General features: G+C 38.7%; 15 protein-coding genes. 12 read left to right on the top strand and 3 right to left on the bottom strand.

Going from position 1 to position 22,996, the window contains the following annotated elements; all coding sequences use genetic code 11:
* Window positions 1–4: 4 nt before the first annotated feature.
* From bamH to B0G92_RS01655, 7 genes are all read left to right on the top strand, one after another.
* Window positions 5–1,615: a BamH family beta-barrel-assembly machinery protein gene (bamH, locus tag B0G92_RS01685; RefSeq protein ID WP_101470876.1), complete on the top strand. Its 1,611-nt coding sequence runs from the start codon at window positions 5–7 to the stop codon at window positions 1,613–1,615.
* A 15-nt stretch (window positions 1,616–1,630) separates the two neighbouring features.
* Window positions 1,631–3,475 carry a glutamine--fructose-6-phosphate transaminase (isomerizing) gene (gene glmS, locus B0G92_RS01680; RefSeq protein WP_101470875.1) on the top strand — a complete coding sequence of 615 codons (1,845 nt, stop codon included), beginning with the start codon at window positions 1,631–1,633 and terminating at the stop codon, window positions 3,473–3,475.
* A 119-nt stretch (window positions 3,476–3,594) separates the two neighbouring features.
* Window positions 3,595–6,402, top strand: a complete 2,808-nt coding sequence (locus B0G92_RS01675) for a carboxypeptidase-like regulatory domain-containing protein (protein ID WP_101470874.1) — start codon at window positions 3,595–3,597, stop codon at window positions 6,400–6,402.
* A gap of 31 nt (window positions 6,403–6,433) precedes the next feature.
* Window positions 6,434–7,948: an SGNH/GDSL hydrolase family protein gene (locus B0G92_RS01670; RefSeq protein WP_101470873.1), complete on the top strand. Its 1,515-nt coding sequence runs from the start codon at window positions 6,434–6,436 to the stop codon at window positions 7,946–7,948.
* Between the two features lie 230 nt (window positions 7,949–8,178).
* A complete protein-coding gene (gene atpD, locus B0G92_RS01665) occupies window positions 8,179–9,690 on the top strand; it encodes a F0F1 ATP synthase subunit beta (protein WP_056071618.1) in 1,512 nt (503 codons plus the stop codon).
* Between the two features lie 46 nt (window positions 9,691–9,736).
* A complete protein-coding gene (locus B0G92_RS01660; RefSeq protein WP_056071620.1) occupies window positions 9,737–10,018 on the top strand; it encodes a FoF1 ATP synthase subunit delta/epsilon in 282 nt (93 codons plus the stop codon).
* A 265-nt stretch (window positions 10,019–10,283) separates the two neighbouring features.
* Window positions 10,284–11,429 carry an aminotransferase class I/II-fold pyridoxal phosphate-dependent enzyme gene (locus B0G92_RS01655; protein WP_101470872.1) on the top strand — a complete coding sequence of 382 codons (1,146 nt, stop codon included), beginning with the start codon at window positions 10,284–10,286 and terminating at the stop codon, window positions 11,427–11,429.
* Here B0G92_RS01655 and B0G92_RS01650 read toward each other — a convergent pair.
* Window positions 11,413–12,504 carry an AI-2E family transporter gene (locus B0G92_RS01650; RefSeq protein ID WP_101470871.1) on the bottom strand — a complete coding sequence of 364 codons (1,092 nt, stop codon included), beginning with the start codon at window positions 12,502–12,504 and terminating at the stop codon, window positions 11,413–11,415. The two genes, B0G92_RS01655 and B0G92_RS01650, sit on opposite strands and share 17 nt — an antisense overlap.
* Window positions 12,505–12,712: 208 nt before the next feature.
* Between B0G92_RS01650 and bioD the strand changes: the two genes are divergently transcribed.
* Genes bioD through B0G92_RS01635 form a run of 3 tightly spaced genes read left to right on the top strand, consistent with a single transcriptional unit; the run spans window position 12,713 to window position 15,829 of the window.
* Window positions 12,713–13,330: a dethiobiotin synthase gene (bioD, locus tag B0G92_RS01645; RefSeq protein ID WP_101470870.1), complete on the top strand. Its 618-nt coding sequence runs from the start codon at window positions 12,713–12,715 to the stop codon at window positions 13,328–13,330.
* Between the two features lie 12 nt (window positions 13,331–13,342).
* On the top strand, window positions 13,343–14,614 hold the full coding sequence (gene bioA / locus B0G92_RS01640; RefSeq protein WP_101470869.1) for an adenosylmethionine--8-amino-7-oxononanoate transaminase: 1,272 nt from the start codon (window positions 13,343–13,345) through the stop codon (window positions 14,612–14,614).
* A 57-nt stretch (window positions 14,615–14,671) separates the two neighbouring features.
* A complete protein-coding gene (locus B0G92_RS01635) occupies window positions 14,672–15,829 on the top strand; it encodes a beta-ketoacyl synthase N-terminal-like domain-containing protein (RefSeq protein ID WP_101470868.1) in 1,158 nt (385 codons plus the stop codon).
* A 60-nt stretch (window positions 15,830–15,889) separates the two neighbouring features.
* Here the strand turns inward: B0G92_RS01635 and B0G92_RS01630 are convergent, their stop codons facing one another.
* Both B0G92_RS01630 and B0G92_RS01625 read right to left on the bottom strand, forming a co-directional pair.
* On the bottom strand, window positions 15,890–19,633 hold the full coding sequence (locus B0G92_RS01630) for an Ig-like domain-containing protein (protein ID WP_101470867.1): 3,744 nt from the start codon (window positions 19,631–19,633) through the stop codon (window positions 15,890–15,892).
* 211 nt (window positions 19,634–19,844) lie between these two features.
* On the bottom strand, window positions 19,845–20,330 hold the full coding sequence (locus B0G92_RS01625) for a regulatory protein RecX (RefSeq protein ID WP_101470866.1): 486 nt from the start codon (window positions 20,328–20,330) through the stop codon (window positions 19,845–19,847).
* 222 nt (window positions 20,331–20,552) lie between these two features.
* Here B0G92_RS01625 and B0G92_RS01620 point away from each other — a divergent pair, with 222 nt between their 5' ends.
* The gene (locus B0G92_RS01620) at window positions 20,553–22,115 is read left to right on the top strand and encodes a T9SS type A sorting domain-containing protein (protein WP_180326390.1); all 1,563 of its coding nucleotides are present in this window, start codon (window positions 20,553–20,555) and stop codon (window positions 22,113–22,115) included.
* Between the two features lie 85 nt (window positions 22,116–22,200).
* Window positions 22,201–22,905 (top strand): XAC2610-related protein, encoded by a 705-nt coding sequence (locus tag B0G92_RS01615; protein ID WP_101470864.1) that lies wholly within the window; start codon window positions 22,201–22,203, stop codon window positions 22,903–22,905.
* Window positions 22,906–22,996 lie beyond the last annotated feature (91 nt).

The raw sequence follows: 22,996 nt of genomic DNA, 5'->3' as shown, positions 1-22,996 counted from the left end.
AAATATGCTTAATAATTCGACTTTTAAGAAGCTTCTTTTTCTTATCGTGGGTACCGGTTTTCTGATTTCGTGTGATAGCGAATACAATTCTATAGGTGCTGATATTGTAGACGACAACGATCATTTTGGATTTATAAAAAATGATGGAGCGTCAATTGTGGCTTTTAACCAAAAAACAAATGCCGTACAATCCAATAACCTTCCTGTGAATCCTTTAGGGGTTTTTAACAATGGTATTTTTGGAAAAACCACCGCCAATTTTGTGACACAGGTAGAATTAAAAAGCGAAAACCCTACTTTTAGAGAAGTGCCTAGTGTAGAAAAGATAAAATCTGTCGTTTTGAATGTTCCGTATTTCGCGACTTATCTTGAAACCGGAACCGATGGAAGTAATAAGTATGAGTTGGATTCGATATATGGAAATATTGAGAATAAATTAAAGCTCAAAGTTTATGAAAACGGATACTATTTAAGGGATTTTGACCCGAATGGAGGTTTCGTTGAAAATCAGAAATTCTATTCTGATCAAAATGCGGTTTTTAATAGTGTAAAGGGACAGCAGTTGAACGATTCGGGAATTGTTGAGCAAAATGATCTTTTTGTTTTCAGCCCGGCTGAGCATGTGACCCAGCAGGAAGGTGGAAAGGTTTTGAGAGAAGCTCCTAGTATGAGGCTTGACCTAAATAAACAGTTTTTTTATAATAAGCTTATTGCGGGAAGTAGTAATCTGGTTAATAACAACGTCTTTAAAAATTATTTCAGAGGGCTGTATTTCCAGGTAGAAGAGATTAATGGAAGCGCCATGTCAATGTTGGATTTTTCCAAGGGAACAATAACCATGACTTATGAGGATAAGAAGATAAAAATCGTAAATGGTGAAGAAGTAGATGATGGTGTTCAGGAAAAGACAATTGTTCTTAATTTAAAAGGGAATACGGTAAGTTTGTTGGATTATACTCCGACAACCGCTAGTCAGACTTATGATAACATAGTGGCGAATCCTGTTTCAGGCGACCAAAAGCTTTATTTAAAAGGAGGTAACGGTTCTGTAGCGATGATTGATTTGTTTGGAGGAGGAAACTCGGCCGAATTGGAAGCATTGCGAGCGCAGGCAATTTCAGGCAATTGGTTAATTAATGAAGCGAATCTGGTGTTTTATGTTGACCAACCTGTCATGCTGAATAATTTTGAGCCGAATAGGATTTACGTCTATAACGCAAAGGATAACCGCCCATTAACAGATTATCTTTTTGATGTTACAGTCAACGGAGCGAAACCAAAATATGCAAAAAGGGTTTTTGGTGGAACGGCAAAACTAACGGGCAAAATCGGAGATAATGATAGAAGAGCAATCCAATATAAAGTAAGAATTACGGAACATATTAAAAATGTCCTGTTTAAAGACTCAACAAACGTGCGTCTGGGTGTTGCCGTTACGGAAGATATTTCAAAATCGACGAGCATGTCATTAAGAACGCCTCAGACAGCTTTTACCAAAGTGCCTCTTTCTTCAGTAATGAATCCATTGGGAACGGTGCTGTATGGAACAGCTCCGGTACCATCAAACGAAGACAAGCGACTAAAGCTTGAAATTTATTATACCAAGCCTAACTAATAATAAGATAGAACTATGTGTGGAATTGTTGGATATATAGGTCATAGGGATGCCTATCCTATAATTATTAAAGGATTAAAGAGATTAGAATACAGGGGTTACGATAGTGCGGGGATTATGCTTTATGATGGCGAATCCATGAAAGTAGCTAAAACCAAAGGTAAAGTTTCTGATTTGGAAGAAAAAGCCAAAGAAATTACCATAAACGGAAATATAGGAATAGGACACACACGATGGGCAACTCACGGTGTTCCAAATGATGTAAACTCTCACCCGCATCTTTCTAATTCAGGAGATTTGGTAATCATCCATAACGGAATCATAGAAAATTATGAGCCGTTAAAAAAGGAGTTGATGAACAGAGGGTACACTTTTAAATCGGATACAGACACAGAAGTACTGGTAAATCTTATTGAAGATGTACAGAAAAAAGACAATCTTAAATTAGGAAAAGCAGTTCAGATTGCCTTAAATCAGGTAGTAGGAGCTTATGCTATTGCTGTTTTTGATATTAAAAAACCGGATGAAATTGTGGTTGCCCGTTTGGGAAGTCCTTTAGCGGTTGGTATTGGAGAGGATGAATATTTTATCGCTTCAGATGCTTCTCCGTTCATTGAATATACATCCAACGCGATTTATCTTGAAGATGAAGAAATGGCCATCGTCAGAAAAAATAAATCAATTAAGGTAAGAAAGATTAAAGACGATTCATTGGTAGATCCTTATATTCAGGAATTACAGATGAACCTTGAGCAAATAGAAAAAGGAGGCTATGAGCATTTTATGCTTAAAGAAATCTATGAGCAGCCAAGTGTAATTAAGGATACCTACAGAGGAAGGCTTTTGGCAAACAAGGGAATCGTTCAGATGGCCGGTGTCGAAGACAATATTGAAAAATTCCTCAATGCAGAAAGAATCATTATTGTGGCTTGCGGAACTTCATGGCATGCAGGATTGGTTGCTGAATATATTTTTGAGGAATTTGCAAGAATTCCGGTTGAAGTGGAATATGCTTCTGAATTCAGATATAGAAATCCAATCATCAACCCTAAAGATGTGGTCATTGCTATTTCCCAATCTGGTGAGACGGCAGATACGCTAGCGGCAATCAAGCTGGCAAAAGAAAAAGGAGCATTTGTCTTTGGAGTATGCAACGTAGTAGGTTCGTCTATTTCGCGTGAAACGCATGCAGGTGCTTATACCCATGCCGGACCGGAAATTGGGGTAGCTTCTACAAAAGCATTTACAACCCAGATAACAATCCTTACATTAATATCACTTCGTCTTGCTAAGGCAAAAGGAACGATGTCTAATTCAGATTTCCACAGATATCTTCAGGAATTGGAAGCAATTCCTGAAAAGGTAGCGGAAGCATTGGCAACAAATGATATTGCTAAAACTATTGCGTCAATTTATAAAGATGCTCCAAACTGCCTTTACCTGGGAAGAGGTTATAATTTCCCGGTGGCATTAGAAGGTGCCTTAAAGCTAAAAGAGATATCTTATATTCATGCAGAAGGCTATCCGGCTGCAGAAATGAAACACGGCCCAATTGCTTTGATTGATGAAAAAATGCCGGTTATTATTGTAGCTCCAAAACAAGGGCATTATGATAAAGTGGTGAGCAATATTCAGGAAATCAAATCACGAAGCGGAAAGATTATAGCGGTAGTTACAAAAGGAGACACTCAGGTGAAGGAATTGGCGGATCACGTTATCGAAATACCGGATACTGCAGAGGCTTTAACTCCTTTGTTGACAACAATTCCTTTGCAGCTTTTATCTTACCATATTGCCGTAATGAGAGGCTGTAATGTAGACCAACCACGAAACTTAGCGAAATCAGTAACTGTGGAATAGTCAATTTTTTATATAAAAAATTATCAAAAGCGAGAAAATTTCTCGCTTTTTTTATTGATACCATGCATGCATATTAAATTTATTTGTAATTTGGCGATATAAACTAACAAATTCAAACCATGAGAGTGTATCTTATTATTTTGTCATTGCTTTTCTGCGGAGTAGCCTTTGCCCAGAATTCAATTTCAGGAGTTGTTACTGATGAGACCAATCAGCCACTTCCCGGAGTAAGCGTTAAGGTAGTTGGAGAGTCAACAGCCTCAATTACGGATGTTGAGGGGAAGTTCCTGCTCAAGCCAACAAAACAGCCCCCGTATGTGGTTGAGATTTCGAGTGTTGGCTATGCCACACAAACTATCGAAGTCAAGACATCAGGACAAAAATTAGAAGTGCAGCTTTTGAGTCAGGATATCAATCTTGATGAAATAGTAGTGTCGGCTTCCAGAACACCGGAAAGAATCTTGGAATCGCCTGTAACCATTGAAAGAATGGGTATCAAGGATGTCAAGAATACTTCTTCGGCAACTTTCTATGATGGTTTGGAAAACCTGAAAGAGGTTCATTTTAACACCAGTAGTTTGTCATTCAAATCAATCAACACCAGAGGATTTGCCACAGTTGCCAACACCCGTTTCATGCAGTTGGTTGATGGAATGGATAACTCTTCACCGGCTTTGAACTTTGTTTTAGGAAACCTGATTGGTCTTTCTGAGCTTGATGTGCAAAGCGTTGAATTACTTCCAGGAGCTTCTTCAGCTTTGTATGGAGCAAATGCTTTTAACGGAATCTTGTTTATGAATAGCAAAAGTCCATTTGATTACGAGGGAATAAGCGTTTATGCGAGATATGGTAAAACCAACCAAAAACTGGCAGGAACAAACGATTACTATGACTTTGGTATTCGTGCTGCCCATAAGTTTTCAGATTATTTTGCAGCCAAAGCCAATTTCACTTACCTAAAAGCTACCGAGTGGATTGCAGGTGATGAAAGAAGTATGACAAATGGTGGTCTTGGTCATGGAATCAACCAAAACTATGACGGTTTGAATATTTATGGTGATGAGGTAACTACATTTATTCCAAACGTAGGGCAAGTAAGCAGAACAGGTTATTATGAAGAAGATATTAATGATAACTCTATTGAAAGCGTAAAAGCGGATTTCTCATTGCATGTAAAACCAATGAAAGATGACTTCGAGATAATCCTGCAACATAAAGTGGGTATCGGAAGTACTATTTATCAGGGAGCTAACAGATACAGGCTGGAAGATTTTATCATGCAGCAGAGTAAACTGGAAGTTAAAAACAGAAATTTCTTTGTTAGAGCTTATATGACTACAGAAGATGCCGGTAACTCATATGATATGCGTTTTGCGGCATGGAACGTAAACAGGGCATGGAAAACAGATCAGGAGTGGTTCACTAATTATGCAACGGCATATCAATTGTCAAGTGCTGTTATGGGTGCAAGTACAACCCAGGCTGCCGGAATCGCAAGACAATATGCAGATTATAACCAATTGCCAGCAGCGTTAGTTGGCTTGCCTCAGTTTGCCACACAGCCAACGGGAGGTCCAAGATATATGCCGGGATCGCCTGAGTTTAATAATGCATTGGCAACGGTAATACAAAATCCGGATCTTACGAAAGGAGCGAAATTTATTGACCAGTCGCAATTATACCATGTTGATGGTAACTATAACTTCAAAGAATTGGTGCAGTTTGCGGAAATTCAAGTAGGGGGGTCGTTTAGAAGCTACAAATTGGATTCTCAAGGAACAATCTTTACCGATTTTGACGGACCAATCAGATATGATGAATATGGTATTTATACTCAGGTTCAGAAGAAGTTTATGGATGATCGTTTGAAGTTTACAGGGTCGATCCGTTATGATAAATCACAGAATTTTGACGGACAGTATTCTCCAAGAATCTCTTTCGTATATTCTGCAGGAGAAAGAAAAAATCACAATTTCAGAGTGTCTTTCCAGACAGGTTTCAGAAACCCGACAACTCAGGATCAATACATCGGATTGGATTTAGGGCCATTTGCATTGGTAGGTTCTGCTGAGGATAACTTAGACCGTTATGTGGAAACTATGAATGTAAGTGCTGCGGGTCAGGCTTTAGGAGCTCCGGCTACCGTTACTTTGTCTGGTAGAGATGCCTATAATTCAAATGTATATTCAGTGCCTTCAGTTCAGGCATTTGCATTATCGCAAAATCCTGCAGATTTGGAGATTGTAAATATTAAGTTAGTAAAACCTGAGCAGGTAAAAGCATTTGAAGTAGGATATAAGTCGGTTACAGATAATGGTATTGCTGTTGATTTAAATGCTTACTATAATATTTATAATGATTTCATGAGTACTTCCCGTGTTATCCGTCCTTATTACGGAACAGTTGGTTCTGATTTGTCAGACCAGAATGTTCTTCTAGGTTTGCAGGCATTGTCTAATGGTGACCGTAGAGTATACCAGGTCTATACAAATACTACAGAAAATGTAACTTCTTTTGGTTTTGGTGTAGGGTTATCTAAGAAAATCTACAAAGATTTTGAATTTGGAATCAACTACAACCATGCTCAGTTTGATTTCGACCAGGCAAAAGACCCTTCTTTTATAGCAGGTTTCAACACGCCTAGACATAGAGTAAAGGCTTCTCTTGGAAATCAGAACCTGTTCAAGAATTTCGGATTCAATCTGAATGCAAGATGGAGTGACGAATATCTTTGGCAATCTTCTTTTGCTGACGGTATGATTCCGGCGGTAACGGTATTTGATGCTCAGATGAACTATGCGGTTCCGTCTATGAAATCAGTATTTAAAATAAGTGCGTCGAACCTTTTCGGAAATGATTACCTACAGGTAATTGGAGCCGGAAGAATCGGGCAGCAGTATTTAGTTTCTTGGATTATCAATCCATAAAAATCAAGGCTAACGTTATAAAAATACAATTATGATAAAAAATTTCAAATGGCTGCTCTTGGCTTCGTTGAGCTTGGGTATTGCCTGTTCAGATGACGATTCTGATTCTACGGGAAATGTTCCTGTTTCGCCGGGATCAGCTGATTTTTCAAAATATGTTGCGTTAGGAGATTCTTTCGCTGCGGGTTATAGTGATAATGCTCTTTTTAAGAGAGGTCAGGAAAACTCGTATCCTAGCTTTTTGGCGCAGCAATTTGCGTTAGTGGGTGGAGGAAATTTTTCCGTGCCTTTTATGGTTGATAATGTTGGGGGATTTTCAATGGGAGGAAATCAAGTGCCTCAATTTCCTACAAGATTATATTTTAATGGAGTTGGGCCTGTAAACGTTTCCGGTGTTTCGGGGACTTCAATTACGGACCAGCTCTCAGGAACGTTTAATAACCTGGGCGTTCCGGGGGCTAAAAGTTTCCACTTAACGGCAGCAGGATATGGGGCTGCAAATCCTTATTTCGGAAGATTTGATTCTTCGGCCTCTGCTTCTGTTATTGGCGATGCCGTGGTTCAAAATCCGACTTTCTTTTCATTATGGATTGGAGGGAATGATGTGTTGAGCTATGCTACTTCCGGCGGTGTTGGAGTTAATAGAACAGGTAATCTGAATCCTTCAACATATGGGCCTAATGATATTACAGATCCAACAGTTTTTGACAATGTATACAACGGATTGGTAAATGCCTTGACGGCAAATGGAGCTAAAGGAGTTGTAGCAAACCTTCCATACATTAATACACTTCCATATTTCACCACTGTTCCTTATAACCCTGTTCCATTAGATGCGGCAACGGCCAATCAGCTGAATACTCAATTGCTTGGGCCTGTTAAGCAGATATTGGCGGCATATGGGCAGGGAGATCGTATTGCGACTTTGGCGGCAGGAACTTCAAATCCGCTGCTAATCAAAGACGAGTCGCTGGTTGACTATTCGGTTCAGATTACTACAGCTCTGGTAGGTGCCGGTGTACCTGCTCCACAAGCAGGATTAATGGGTAGCTTGTACGGACAGGCACGACATGCAAAAAAACTGGCCAATGGAAGTTTCGTAGATTATATTTTATTGCCAACCCGTACAATCATTGGGACCCCGCAGGCAGGAGTGCCTGCTCCGTTTAATACGGTAGGAGTTACATATCCGCTGCAGGATGGGAATGTATTGACCAATGCTGAGGTTGGAGAGGTAAAAGTAGCTACTGATGCCTACAATGCTACAATTAAAAATGTAGCAGAAGCCAAAGGTTTGGCAATGGTTGACACAAAAGCAATAATGGCGCAGTTGTTGAATGGAGGAATTCGTTTTGGGAACTATCATTTGACTGCGACTTATGTAACTGGAGGAGCTTTCTCTTTAGACGGGGTTCACCCTTCGGCAAGAGGTTATGCATTTATAGCAAATGAGTTTCTTAAAGCTATAGAAGCTACCTATGGAGCCTCTATACCTGAAATTAATATAGGGAATTATCCAATTCAGTATCCACAGACTCTGAATTAAAATAAATTTCCAGATATAAAAGCCATTATGTGAAAGCATAATGGCTTTTTTTCGTTTTTGGAATTCTGCATACTTGTTGTCGTAATATTCGTTAAACAGACAATCCTGTATTTTTTTCGTATTTTTTTATAAAAACATTATTAATTTTTCATTTTTAAAACTATCTTTGCGCTCTGAAAAAAGAGGTGTTTTTCATAAACCTAAATAGCTATTTAATAAATACATAAGTAATGTCAAAAGTAATAGGAAAAGTTGCTCAAATCATTGGTCCGGTAGTTGACGTAGTTTTCAACGGAAAGGATGTTGAACTTCCAAAAATTTATGATTCGTTAGAAATCACTAAAAAAGACGGTACACTACTAGTACTTGAAGTGCAGTCTCACATTGGAGAAAACACTGTTCGTACAATCTCAATGGACTCTACAGATGGTTTAAGCAGAGGCTATGAAGTTGTTGGTACAGGAAACCCAATCAAAATGCCGGTAGGGCCAGACGTTTACGGTCGTTTATTCAACGTAATCGGTGACGCTATTGATGGTTTGGGAGATTTGCCAAAAGATGGCGATAACGGATTGTCAATCCACCGTCAGGCACCAAAATTTGAAGATTTATCTACATCTTCTGAAGTTTTATTCACAGGTATTAAAGTAATCGATTTGATTGAGCCTTATGCAAAAGGAGGGAAAATTGGATTGTTTGGTGGTGCCGGTGTTGGTAAAACAGTATTGATTCAGGAGTTGATTAACAATATTGCAAAAGGTCACGGTGGACTTTCAGTATTCGCTGGAGTAGGTGAAAGAACACGTGAAGGAAATGACTTACTTCGTGAGATGTTGGAGTCAGGAATTATCAAGTATGGTGAGGAGTTCATGCACTCTATGGAAAATGGAGGATGGGACTTGTCTAAAGTTGATAAAGTAGGGATGAGAGAATCGAAAGCAACTTTCGTTTTCGGTCAGATGAATGAGCCACCAGGAGCTCGTGCACGTGTGGCACTTTCTGGTCTTTCTATCGCTGAGTATTTCCGTGACGGTGCTGGTTCAGATCAAGGAAAAGACGTTCTTTTCTTCGTGGACAACATCTTCCGTTTTACACAAGCAGGTTCTGAGGTATCAGCTCTTTTAGGACGTATGCCATCTGCGGTAGGTTACCAACCAACATTAGCAACAGAAATGGGTGCGATGCAAGAGCGTATCACCTCTACAAATAAAGGATCTATTACATCTGTACAGGCGGTTTACGTTCCTGCGGATGACTTAACTGACCCGGCTCCGGCAACAACATTTGCCCACTTGGATGCAACAACAGTATTGTCTCGTAAGATTGCCGAGTTAGGTATTTACCCAGCTGTGGATCCGTTGGATTCTACTTCAAGAATCTTAACACCACACATCTTGGGTGATGAGCACTACAACTGTGCACAAAGAGTAAAAGAGATTCTTCAAAAATACAAGCAGTTGCAGGATATTATCGCGATTCTTGGTATGGAAGAACTTTCTGAAGAAGATAAACTTGCAGTATCAAGAGCTCGTCGTGTTCAACGTTTCTTGTCTCAGCCTTTCCACGTAGCGGAACAGTTTACAGGTATTCCTGGAGTTTTGGTTGATATTAAAGATACTATCAAAGGATTCAACATGATCATTGATGGAGAATTGGATCACCTTCCGGAAGCAGCTTTCAACTTGAAAGGAACTATCGAAGATGTTATCGAAGCTGGACAAAAAATGTTAGCTGAAGCTTAATTTTAATTGCTTCAAGCCTAAAGCTTAAAGCCTAAAGCAAAGAAAAATGTATTTAGAAATTATATCGCCAGAAGCAAAATTATTTTCAGGAACAGTAACTTCTGTTACGGTTCCGGGAGTTGATGGAGAATTCCAAATGCTAAACCATCACGCTGCAATTATTTCTATCCTGACAAAAGGAGATATCAAGATTGCTGCTGACAGCTTTGAATTTTCAAAAGAAGCAGAAGGCAAGTTCTTTTTAGGAGACGATAAAAAATATCATTTATCGATCGAATCCGGAACATTAGAAATGAATGACAATAAAATCAATATTCTTGTAGAGTAGTCTGATTTTATTCCAAGATAAAAGCCTGGCAATTGCCGGGCTTTTTTGTTTTAAATGGTTATGGAGTTTATATTAAAATAAAGCCTATTTTCACTTTGCGTCTCTGCGTCTTTTCGTGAAATAGTTGCTCGCAAAGGCGCAGAGACGCAAAGAGATTTTTAGTGAAAGGATTTATTTTTTTTATTGTTTGGTATAAAACTTATATACGCTATGTATTAAAATGTACAACTTTCAAACAGCATAAAAGTTGCTTACATTTGCTGCTATGAAACGTTTTCCAAAATCCTTGCAGCAAAAAATCGAACAAAGAAAACAGGGCAACTCGTTCAGGGTTTTGCCCGAACCCAATAACCTGATTGATTTTGCTTCCAATGATTATCTGGGATTTTCAAAGTCTGAAGCTATCTTCCAACAGACACATCAGTATCTTTCACACCAAGGCATAATTCAAAATGGGGCAACCGGCTCAAGGCTTTTGTCAGGAAACCATGCTCTATATAAGGAATTGGAAGAACATATAGCCCGTTTCCATGATACAGAAATGGCTTTGGTGTTTAATTCCGGTTATGATGCCAATTTGGGGTTTTTCAGTTCCGTTCCGCAACGCAATGATTTCATACTGTATGATGAATACAGCCATGCATCAATACGGGATGGTATCCGGCTTTCTAATGCCAGGTCGTTTAAATTTGAGCATAACAATCTTGGCGAACTGGAAGCCTTGATTTTAAAATATAAATCCGAAAATTTAGCTATTTATATTGTTACGGAATCTGTTTTTTCAATGGATGGTGATTCGCCTGATTTAGAAAGGCTCACTATTATTTCAGAACAACACGGTTGCTTTTTGGTTATTGATGAAGCCCATGCCTTAGGCGTTTTTGGAGAATCAGGTCAGGGATTAGTACAGGATTTGGGTGTGCAGGACAAGATTTTTGCAAGGATAGTCACTTTTGGAAAAGGTTTGGGAGCACATGGTGCGGCCATTTTAGGCTCGAAACAACTCAAGGATTTTCTGGTGAATTTTGCCCGTAGCTTTATCTATACTACGGCATTACCGCCTCACTCTGTAGCCGGAATTTTAATTGCCTATAAAAATCTGGAAATCCAAAAGCCGGCAATTGAAAAATTGCGGAACAATATCCTGCATTTTAATCAGGAGAAACAGCGATTAGGATTAAAGCCGGTTTTTGTCCGAAATAAATCAGCCATACAGTCGGCCATAATACCCGGCAATGACAAAGTAAAAGCGATAGCCGGCAAATTACAGCAACACGGATTTGATGTAAAGGCAATCCTTTCGCCTACAGTTCCTGAAAATCAGGAAAGGCTCCGGTTTTGCCTCCATAGTTTTAATTCCGGAGAAGAAATCACCAAAGTTTTGGAAACACTTGCTAACTATCTGTTTTAGGCTTTCGGCGTTTAAACCATTGCGCATCTTCCTCGCCAAACAGGTAGGCATAAGGTTCTGTGTCCGGACTTAGCTCAAACAGCTTTTTTAATATGGCAATTGTGGGTATAATCAAAATCATTCCCACTACTCCCCAAATAGCTCCTCCTATCAACAGTCCTAAAAAAGTAATAAATGCATTCAGGTTTACATTCGCACCAGTAATTTTAGGTGTCAGGAAACTGCCTTCCATAAACTGAATCAGTGTAAAAGAGACAATAACGGCAAAAGGATAAAATAAGCTGTCTTTGGTTATCAAAGCGTAGGCAAACGGCATTAAGGCACCCATAAAAGGCCCTACATAGGGTATAATGTTCAACAACCCGGCAATCATCCCAAAAAAGATGGCATGTTTGATTCCCAAAGCAAATAAAACAGCCGTATTTACGATTCCCAAAATAATCATCACTTTTCCCGCGCCTACAATATAGGCATGGACAATTTTTCGCATAGAAACCATATGTTCCATGAGTACTTTGTTGCGCTGTTTGTCAAATACTTTTGTAACAAAAACGGCAAGATGGTCTCTGTAAATCAATAAGAAAAAGATAAAAACCGGTAAAAGGATGATGTTGGATAAGGTTCCTATTGTTGTAAAAAGCAGTTCGGTAATATTGGTGTTACCGGATTGGATAAGCTCCATGATTTTTTTAATCTTGAAACCATCGCCCATACCAATATCATAGCCAATAAAATTCTCAATACTTGTATTGATTTTTATAGCAAAATTATTCAGGCTTTCTTCCATATTCATTTCCACGTCATTTGTAAAACTTTGCAATTGGGAAACAATAAAGAAAATTAATCCCAAAGCCAGCAGAATGATGAGAAGCAGTGCAATAAATGCACTTAGTGACCTGGGTATTTTCCATCCTTCAAGACGATTGCAGAATGAAGTCATGAGCATGGCTATATAGCCGGAAACAAGCAAAGGAACTAATATTGCTTTCGCCATTATCATAAAAAAAATAATTATGATGATAAGCAAGGAAATATAAACGGCTTTCATGTAAGACGGTACTTTTGCTATGGGCATACTATTGCAGATTATGAGGTTATTTCTTTCAAATTTAGCAATTAAAAAAGCGGTTGTTTTCAAAAACTATAATAAAATCTTACGGGATTCACATGTTTTGAGGTTAAAATAGCATAGAAAAACTATAAATTGTCTGTTTGTCGCGGAAATTAATCTCAAGTCGTACCTTTGAAATATTCAATCTGCATTAGACATAGAACCATCAAATATGAAAATTTTTGTCACAGGAATAGGAACCGATGTAGGCAAGACCATTGCTTCAGCAATTATTACAGAAAGTCTGGAGGCCGATTATTGGAAACCGATTCAGGCCGGCGATGCCGATAATTCCGATAGCCATAAATTAGAAAGGCTGTTAACCAATTCAAAAACAAAAATCCATCCCAACAGCTATTTGTTGCAGACGCCTGCCAGTCCGCATTTTGCAGCGGAAAAGGAAGGTATAACTATCGAACTGGAAAAGATAAAACAACCAAAAACAAAGAACAGTCTTGTAATTGAAGGTGCCGGGGGCGTATTTGTGCCTTTAAATGAAAAAGATACTGTTATAGATTTGATTCAGAAAGATTACAAAGTTGTTGTTGTTTCGAGGCATTATCTGGGAAGTATTAACCATACGCTATTGACTATTGCTGCATTGAGAGATAAAAAACTTGATATTGCCGGAATTGTATTCAATGGAAACGAAAACAAAGCCACAGAAGAAATAATACTAAGTAAAACCGGATTGAAATGTATTGGCAGAATTGAGGACGAGCCTTATTTTGATAAAAATGTAATTCGGGAATATGCCGATTTATTTGCCAATAATTTGAAAGCCTTATAATAAGATGAGCGTATGACCCTTTCAGAAAGAGACCAGCAGCATAACTGGCATCCTTATACACAGCATAAGCTGGCAAAGCCTGCTATTGCAATTATAAGAGGCGAAGGCGCCTTATTATGGGATGAAAACGGAAAAGAATATATTGATGCGATTGCTTCATGGTGGGTGAACCCTTATGGACATAGCAACCGGTTTATAGCCGATGCTATCCACAAACAGCTTACATCCCTGGAACATGTTTTGTTTGGCGGATTTACGCATGAGCCGGCAGTTCTGCTTTCGGAAAAACTTATGGAAATTTTGCCGGACAACCAGAAGAAAATATTTTATTCTGATAATGGCTCGACTGCCGTTGAAGTGGCATTAAAAGTAGCGTTGCAATATTTTTACAATAAGGGAGAGAAACGAACAAAAATTATTGCTTTTGAGAATGCCTTCCATGGTGACACATTTGCGGCAATGGCGGCTAGTGGAATATCTTTTTTTACGGAAGCTTTCCGTGGTTCGCTTATTGAAGTAGTCCGTATTCCCGTTCCCGTAAAAGGAAAGGAGCAGGAATCGTTTAAGGCTTTGGAAAAGCTGGTTAAAACAAATGAATATGCCGCGTTTATTTTTGAGCCACTGGTTCAGGGTGCGGCAGGAATGGTAATGTATGAAACTTTTGCTTTGGATAAATTAATGGCTATCTGTAGGGAGAATTCGGTTTTTACCATTGCAGATGAAGTCATGACCGGATTTGGGAAAACCGGACAAAATTTTGCCTGTAATTATCTTGAAAATGCTCCGGATATGATGTGTCTTTCTAAAGCTTTGACCGGAGGCACAATTCCAATGGCCATAACAACTTTTACTCAAGAATTGTTCGATGGGTTTTATAATGACGATGTTAACAAGGCATTGTTTCACGGACATACTTTTACTGCGAATCCTACAGGCTGTGCTGCCGCTTTGGCAAGTCTTGAATTGTTGAAGAGTAAGGAAATGCAGGACAATATCCGGCGGGTACATCAGAAACATACAGAATTTCAGAAAAAAATCAGCAGTCATCCAAGAGTAAAGGAAACAAGAACTCTGGGAGTGATTTTTGCATTGGAAATTAAAACGGAAACATCAGAAAGCTATTATGGCGACTTCCGGAACAAACTATATGATTTTTTTATAAATCAGGGTATCGTTTTGCGTCCTGTTGGCAATATTGTCTATATACTGCCGCCCTATATAATTTCGGATAAGCAATTGGAAAAAGTATATGCTGTTGTGGAAGAAGCCTTAGAAATAGTTTAAATTTGTTCCGAAAACATTCCGGCAAGATTTGCTTTGCCTTAAAATAATGATTCTGTTTTGTCTCAAAAAATAGCCATTACGTCCCTGTCTTCGATTTCGCCTTTAGGGAATTCTCCGGAACAAATCTGGCAGAATTATCTAAACGGAGCAACTTCAATTTCAGAATACCCGATAGGGAATACAAAGGCTTTGGCTGCCATGCTTCCCGGATATCTCAAGAATGAAATCGCAAAGTTGAGAGATTCTGAAAGTAAGTATAAAAATTTGGACGAATCTGTTTTATATGCAATAATGGCTTCCCGAAAAGCTATAGAAAATGCAGGATGGAAACAGGGGGACGATTTTGGTATCAATATTGGATCATCGCGTGGCGCCACCCAACTATTTGAAAAACATTTTCAGGAATTTCTGGAAACCGGAAAAACCCATACTCTGGCATCGCCAACTACTACTCTGGGAAACATTTCTTCCTGGGTAGCCCATGACCTTAATAGTAAAGGTCCGGAAATATCTCATTCCATAACCTGTTCAACAGCCCTACATGCCGTGCTTAACGGTATAGCATGGTTGCGTTCAGGTATGGCAGACAAGTTTTTGGTAGGCGGTAGCGAGGCTCCCCTTACGCCATTTACTATCGCCCAGATGAATGCCCTGAAAATCTATTCTAAAAGCCAGGATGAATTTCCATGCCGTGCTTTTGATAGGGAAAAAAACCAAAATTCTATGGTGTTGGGAGAAGGAGCATCGGTAGCCTGTCTGGAAACAGGAGAAAGGCAAAATGCACTTGCTTATATTGAAGGTGTTGGCTATGCGACAGAAATTTTAGAACATAGCATTTCTATTTCTGCCGAAGCCCAATGCTTCCAGAAATCGATGGCCATGGCTTTAGGAACGACAGCTATCAAAGATGTAGATGCGATAGTCATGCATGCCCCCGGAACAATCAAGGGTGATTCTTCTGAGCTAAAAGCAATTGAACTTTTGTTTGGAGACCATCTGCCAATGCTAACCACTAACAAATGGAAGATTGGGCATACTTTTGGCGCTTCAGGAATGTTGAGTATTGAAATGGCCTTATTGATGATGCAGCACCAAAAATTTATTGCCGTGCCCTTTGCAGAAAACCAAAAAGAAAAAAAAGCAATACGTAAAGTTTTAGTCAATGCTGTTGGCTTTGGCGGTAACGCGGTCAGCATCTTGTTGGCAAAGCCTTAAACAAAAAAATCCCATAAACAAGACGATTGCTTATGGGATTCTGAAGTGAATTATCTAGTCTTAATTCATGATGACTTTTTTGGAAACTGTTTGGTTGTCATCCAAAGTTATTTTTGCTACAACTACCTGTGTTCCTACGTTTATTCCTGTAGTCGTGAACTCATTATTGTTAACTCCTTTTTTGAAGAAGATTTCTTTACCTGTCAAATCAAGAACCTGAACGGTATCGATTGTGAAATTATCTGCTTTGATAGCAATCTGGTCTCCTTTTTTGTAAACGATGATATCATTCGCATTTACTTTAGGAGTATCAATCCCAAGAGCTTCATTTACATAACGGATTTCAAATCTTGAATTGAAAGTACCGGCTGTAGTTGAGAAATAGTATCTGTCATTCTTAATGTTGTGTACTGTTCCAGTCAATCTGTCTACAAGGAAAACTTTCTGATTTTCAAACAAACCGTCAACGCTTTCAATCCCGATGCTGTAATCACCGGCAGTAGCAGCCATATATCCTAAAGGAACAACATCTGCAGTACTGAAAGGCAATGATCTTCCCTGAATAACCAATTTGTTGGCATCAAGCAATGAGTAAAGAGCAGTTCCGGAAGCATATGTTATTCCGTCGTAATCATCATCCATACTGTTTGTAGCTCCTGTAACATAACCTACAAGAATTTCATTGTAAGCCCCGGCAGCATTAGTGATATTCAACCACAATCTGTTCTTTTCAATAACAGTTTCTTCTTCTCCGTTTCCGTTTTCGCTGCTTTGAATAGCGTTAGGGTTGCTTCTGTAGAATTGCCCGTTACCTGTTGCTTCTGTAACTCTCATAGCGTTATTGAAAACGATATCACCGCTGTTTTTTGCCTCTACAAAGAATCCCTGACCTGAAGCAATATTTCCTTTGAACTTGTTTGAAGGATTATTTCCGCAAGTTGTACAGTTGCTTGTATCACCATTACCTGTTGCTCCTGTTGCATTGTAAGAAATGTAGCTGGCAGGATTGTAGTTGTACACTCCGTTAGCATCCGGAGTTGAGCTTACCGCGATATTGTGTGTCCAGAAATAGAATGTACCTTTAATTGTTCCTTTGTTTGCCTCATAGAACTTATCTGCACTGATAGCGGAAGGATATGGATTTCCGATCAGGTTTGATTTTAATGTAGTTCCAACCTTAGCCTCGATTTTTTTAACTCCGTTATTTGGAGCTCCAATGAATTTTGTTTCAAAGATAACCGGCGCTGTAAGTGAATACTGTTGAGGAGCTCTTACTATATATCCTTTTCCTGTTTGCATAGCTGCGGCTCCGTTCATTTCTGTAACCCATCCGTTTCCGGCAGCATTGTAGCTTAGGTATTTGTCTGCTAATGTGTTTGGAGACAAATCACGCAATGTCCAGTCAGCAGCTGCTACAGGTGAAGACCAGTAAGTAAAGTCATAACGGGTAACAGGAGTTGTATTTCTTCTTACAGTTACTTTTCCGCTGTTTGATGCATTATCATTAACTTGAATAAGGCTTGCATTGTTTTCTACTATAAAGTTTGCAGTTGGAGCAACAACTACTTCATTTTGTACAAGCAGGTTTACACCAGGATTTACTTTTAGCGTTTTATTTGGGTTTACTTTACAAGAACAAACATTCAAATTGCTGTTTAGTTGCAAATCACCGTCTATGACGATTGAAGCTCCTTCAGGAGAAGTACTCCATGAAGTTCCGTTATAAGTAGCATTAATTGCTGTCAAAGATAATTTCACGTTAGCATATCCACCTATTTCTCTGGTAACTACTTCAATAGTTGAATTGCTGTCAAGAGCATAAGTTCCCACTACAGTTGGCGTTGGATTGCTTCCGCTCCATCCGCTATTGTAAAATACAACTGTTCCGTTAACATAAACTCTTGTTTCATCATCCCAGTTGTCCATAGAAAGCTGGTATTTTCCACATGGGAATCCTTTTCTTTTGTGAACCATTGTAAAATCGTCAACACGAACAGGGCATCCAGTCCATCCGGCAGAGTAAGATGGAGAAGTTTCATTGTTCCATCCGTTGTTTGCCATATCCTGAGTGTTTAATCCTAAAGTGTTTTGTGTATAATATCCGGCATAATTTGCAAGAGCAGGAGTCATACTTCCAACATTATAACCGTATACATTCCATGCATTGTTACCAAAAGCGGTTGGGTCTCCGGAAGGTGTTGTTACATTTACAGCTACTGTCACACCGCTTGTTGCTGTAGAACATGGTGTAGAGTTGATTCTTCTAACCCAATAGGTTGTTGTAGCAGCAGGAGAAACAGTGATTGAAGCTCCTGAACCAGAAATAATGTTAGAACCTATCGCAGTTCCTGTTCCCCATTCGTATGTTGAACCTGAACCTCCGTTAGCAGTCAACGTAGTTGAACCTCCGGCACACAATGTAGTAACTCCTGTGATTGATGTTGGTGCAGTTGCAGTTGGCGCAGCCACTGTAATTTGCAATGTCAATCCTGTAGTTGTAAAATTACACGGAGCAGCACCTTTTCTTCTAACCCAGTATGTAGTTGTAGTTGAAGGAGAAACAGTGATTGAAGCTCCAGTACCGGAAATAACATTTGAACCTACAGTTGTTCCAGTTCCCCACTCATAAGTACTTGTATTTACACTTCCACCACCAGCAGTCAAAATAACTGAGTTACCGGCACAAATCGTGTTGTTTGTAGCGTTTGAAGTCAATGTTGTTGGAGCTGTTGGTGAGTTACCACAAGTATAGCTGAAAGATACCTGAGAATCACCATTTTTTTCATAATACTCCAAAACAAAATTTACAGTTGTTGAAGTTGCAAATGTTTTTGTAGTTGAACCTGATGTATATCCGTGGTCAGTCCAGTCACTAATAGAATATCCTGACTCTCCGTTGATTTTTAATCTGTATCCGTCATCTCCGCCCACTGTAAAAGTATAAGTTCCGGCAGGGAAGGTTTTGGTCATTTTGTATACGGTATAGAAATTATCCGTTGGCTGTTGGCAAAGAACTGTTGTCTGTCCTGCTACTGCTCCTGAACCTACGTTTCTATCGAAAGTTTCGTTTTCTGTAACATATCCTAAATATGTTGTAGCTGCCGGAGTCCCTGAGTAAGAGTAAACATAACCATTCCATGAACCGTTAGGAGAAACAGAAGGATTTCCTTGTGGTGTACAAGCTGTTGTTACAGTTCCCGTAATTGTTGGTCCTGAAGCATTGTGAGAAGAAGGAGCACTGTCATTATAACCATGTCTTATTCTGATTCTTGGACCAGACCATCCGTTAGTTCTTCCGTAAAATGTTATTCTGATGTAAACTGTTTCACCAGACTGTACAGTGATACCAGTTAATGGAACAGATACTGCATTAAAGTTTGTATTTGTAGTAACTAAGCTGTTGTTGGTAGTTAATACGGTTCCGTTTGATGGAAAACTTGCATCTTTTGAATAGTATACCTGCATTCTGCTAGGACCATTACTATCATAGTTTTGGTATTCAAAATTGAATTGGTTCAAATCGATTTTGTTTCCGCTGTTAGCAGAAATAGATACTTGAATGTATTTTGAATAATCTGGAGTTGTTCCAGAAGGCCATTGAGCCGTATTGAATGCATTTCCATTGTTGCCCCAGTTGTCAACCATAAAATCTACATTCGATCCTGTGATGTTTCCAGCAGAAATATTTGAAGCTATTATGTATGGTGAAGCAGTTTTATTAGCTCCATCCCAACGTACTAAAGTTGTCTGTGAAAAACCAAAAAGTGGTAGTAAAAAAACGAATAACAAAAACAATTTTTTCATAGGTCAAGGGGTATTTGTTCTGATAGGGTAGGGCAAATGTATGTCCGGGATATCTATCAAAAGAAGCTTTCAAAGGCCTATTTTTCAGGTTTTCGATGACGTGTATTTTTTCATCGTCGAAATGCAGAAATCAACGAAAACGTTTTCGTAAAAATTGTGAGAAAAAACCTAGTTTTTTAAAAAATGAGTATAAAAATGAAGGAATAAAGGTTTAATTCAGTTTTTCCAATTCGATGGCTTTTTCATAAATCAGATTGCTTTCAAATCCTTTTCGGAGGAAAAAGTCGCAGAATTTTTTCCGCTTTTTCAAGCTGTTTTTTTCCAGAATTGTATCCCAGAATTTTTCTGTGGAAGAATGAAAAGTATCCAGATACTCGTCTGCTATTTCTTTTAGGGCAGTTTCAATGTTGTATTTGGATATGTTTCTTGCTTTCAGCTCATTAATGATTCGCAATCTTCCCCAATGTTTGATTCGGTGTTTACCGCGGGCAAAACTGCACGCAAAGCGTTCCTCGTTTAGGTAATTATTCTCAATCAGATGCACGATTACCGTATCGATAATGGATTGGGAAGAAGTAAGTGTTCGTAGTTTTTGCAGGATTTCCTCATGACAGCGCTCCTGATAAGCACAATAGATTTCTGCCTTTTTGGTGATTTCTTCAGGAGTATAGTTTTTCTGTTCGGGTTTTTGGCGCATGAGAAATTGTTTAACGGTTATAAAAGTATAAAAGATATTGTTCTGACGTAAATTTTTAAGAGCATAAACTAATTCAGATTATATGAAAAATGGATGGCATGGGGGTTATACTCATTCCGTAAGACGCAAAATAAATATTTGTTTATATTTAGCAATTGTTTTATCATAAAGTTTTGATAAACAATGGTAAGCTACACCTTTATCCCTTTAAACACTATGCGTATGAAACATTTCTACTTTTTATTCTTCCCTTTTTTGTGCATGGCACAAGCACCTGTTATTGAGTGGCAAAAATCATTGGGCGGTACCGGTAATGATTATGCCAACTCGGTTCATCAAACGGCTGACGGAGGTTATATTGTGGCCGGATATACTTCTTCCAATGATGGTGATGTTTCAGGCAACCACGGAGGAGACGATATCTGGGTGGTAAAACTGACGGCAACAGGAGCAGTGGCCTGGAGTAGAACATTAGGTGGTTCCGGAAACGATGTGGCCAGTTATGTCCAGCAAACGGCTGATTTAGGATATGTCATTGCAGGAACGACCTATTCCAATGACGGAGATGTTACAAGAAACCAGGGCAATAGTGATGCCTGGGTAATAAAGCTGGATAATGCAGGAACTATACAATGGCAGAAAACATTTGGCGGAAATCATGTCGATGTTGCTACCTCTATCCGGCAAATAGCAGATGGAGGTTATATTGTAGGATGCTATACCTTATCTGAAAATAATAATAGCGATGTTATTGGTAGTCGAGGAGGATCCGATTTCTGGATAGTGAAGCTGACTTCAACTGGCGATATAGAATGGAGCCGTTGTTTGGGAGGGCAAAGCTACGACTATGCCCGCGCTGTACAACAAACGGAGGATGGCGGCTATGTCATAGGTGGCTACACCTTGTCTGTTGACGGACATGTTTCCGGAAATCACGGCAATGTTGATTATTGGGTGGTAAAGCTAGATAATATGGAAGAAATTGAATGGCAAAAAACATACGGTGGAACGAGCTCGGATATACTTACTTCTCTTGTTCAAACCACAGATGGAGGATATATCGTTGCCGGATATGTGTATTCACAAGATGGAGATATTGTAGGCTCCGGTTTCCACGGCCCTCTTTATGATGATTATTGGGTAGTGAAGTTGAGTAGTACAGGCGCAATACAATGGAAAAAAGCATTAGGGGGTTATGGCAACGATCTTGCCCAGTCTGTCCAACAAACAGCAGATGGAGGATACATCGTATTTGGATATGTCACAAGTAACGACGGTGATGTTTCCGGAAATAACGGCTATATGAATTATTGGATTGTAAAACTTAGCAGTCAGGGAGTTATCCAGTGGCAAAAAGCTTTGGGAGGAAGCAATCAGGAAGGATTTAACCCTATTCCCTATGCGACAGATGGTGCACATTCTATACAGCAAACCACAGATTTGGGATATATATTGGCAGGATATTCAAAATCGAATGATGGTGATGTTTCCGGAAATCACGGCGGTTTTGACTATTGGGTGGTAAAACTTGCCAATCCTTTGGGAACAGACGATTTTTTATCAGAAAGCATCAGTGTCTATCCCAATCCCGCTTCAGAACGTGTCTTTGTACATACAGGCGCGAGTTCTCAATTAAGTCAACTATCGCTTTACGATTTGCTTGGACAACATTTACGTACCACAAAAGAAAATTCAATTTCGGTTTCCGGACTTTCTCAAGGTGTTTATTTACTTCAGATAAAAACAGATAAGGGAGAAGTTACTAAAAAGATGGTGGTGGAATAAAATAGAGTTTAAATACGCTTTTCTATTTGCAGGCAATCACAATTATTTGTAATCTTAAACGTTCATGCATTAATTTAGATTAGCTATGAAGTTAACTGCTATACTACTTTTTTTCTTATTTTTCTTTTTGGGTTGTAACACCAAAGAAAACATGAAAGGCAATTCACTTTCAACAAACATAAAAGATGTCCAGATAGTAAAAGATACAATTACTATTACTGATAGTATAATCTCCAAAGAATGTCTTTACCAAAATTTATCAAAAACTAATGATTTTAAGCTTGTATACTATGAGAAGTATTCAGGTTCCGAAATTAGTAATCGTTATTGGGATGTTATTGTCTATGACAAGGGAAAAAGGAAGATTGATTCAATTCGTCAAAATTTAAATATTTTCAGTTCTTCATTTGTTAATTTTGATGATGCAAAATCATACTTAACAGGAGTCAATACCAAGAGGAAAGTAGTTGATAATTATAATGGTGGTTTTGTGGTAGCCGATTTTAATTTTGATTCAAAAAATGATTTTGCCATAATAAACGATATCGGAGGAACGGGTGGTCCTTTTTATAGCTTTTATATACAGAAAGACAACTCAAAATTTGAATTAAATAAATTTTTGCAGGATTCAGTAATCTATTTTCCAAGTAAGATTGATAAAACCAAAAGGATGCTTATTACCAATGTACATGAAGGTGCCTGTTTTATAGGAGAATATAAATACAAATTTGAAAAGGGCGAATGGAAAGAAATTTCTAAAAAATTAATAGATATCTGTAAAGAGCAATAGCAGCACTTGCCAAACATTTATTTAGTGATATTAGATGGTGAAAACTTGAAGAAAGCAATAGAGATACTCAGTATGAATCTTATTGGATAAA

Source organism: Flavobacterium lindanitolerans, from assembly GCF_002846575.1.
Taxonomy (GTDB): domain Bacteria; phylum Bacteroidota; class Bacteroidia; order Flavobacteriales; family Flavobacteriaceae; genus Flavobacterium; species Flavobacterium lindanitolerans.
Note: the sequence above shows the minus strand (reverse complement) of the source record. Positions and strands in the feature narration are given on the sequence as shown.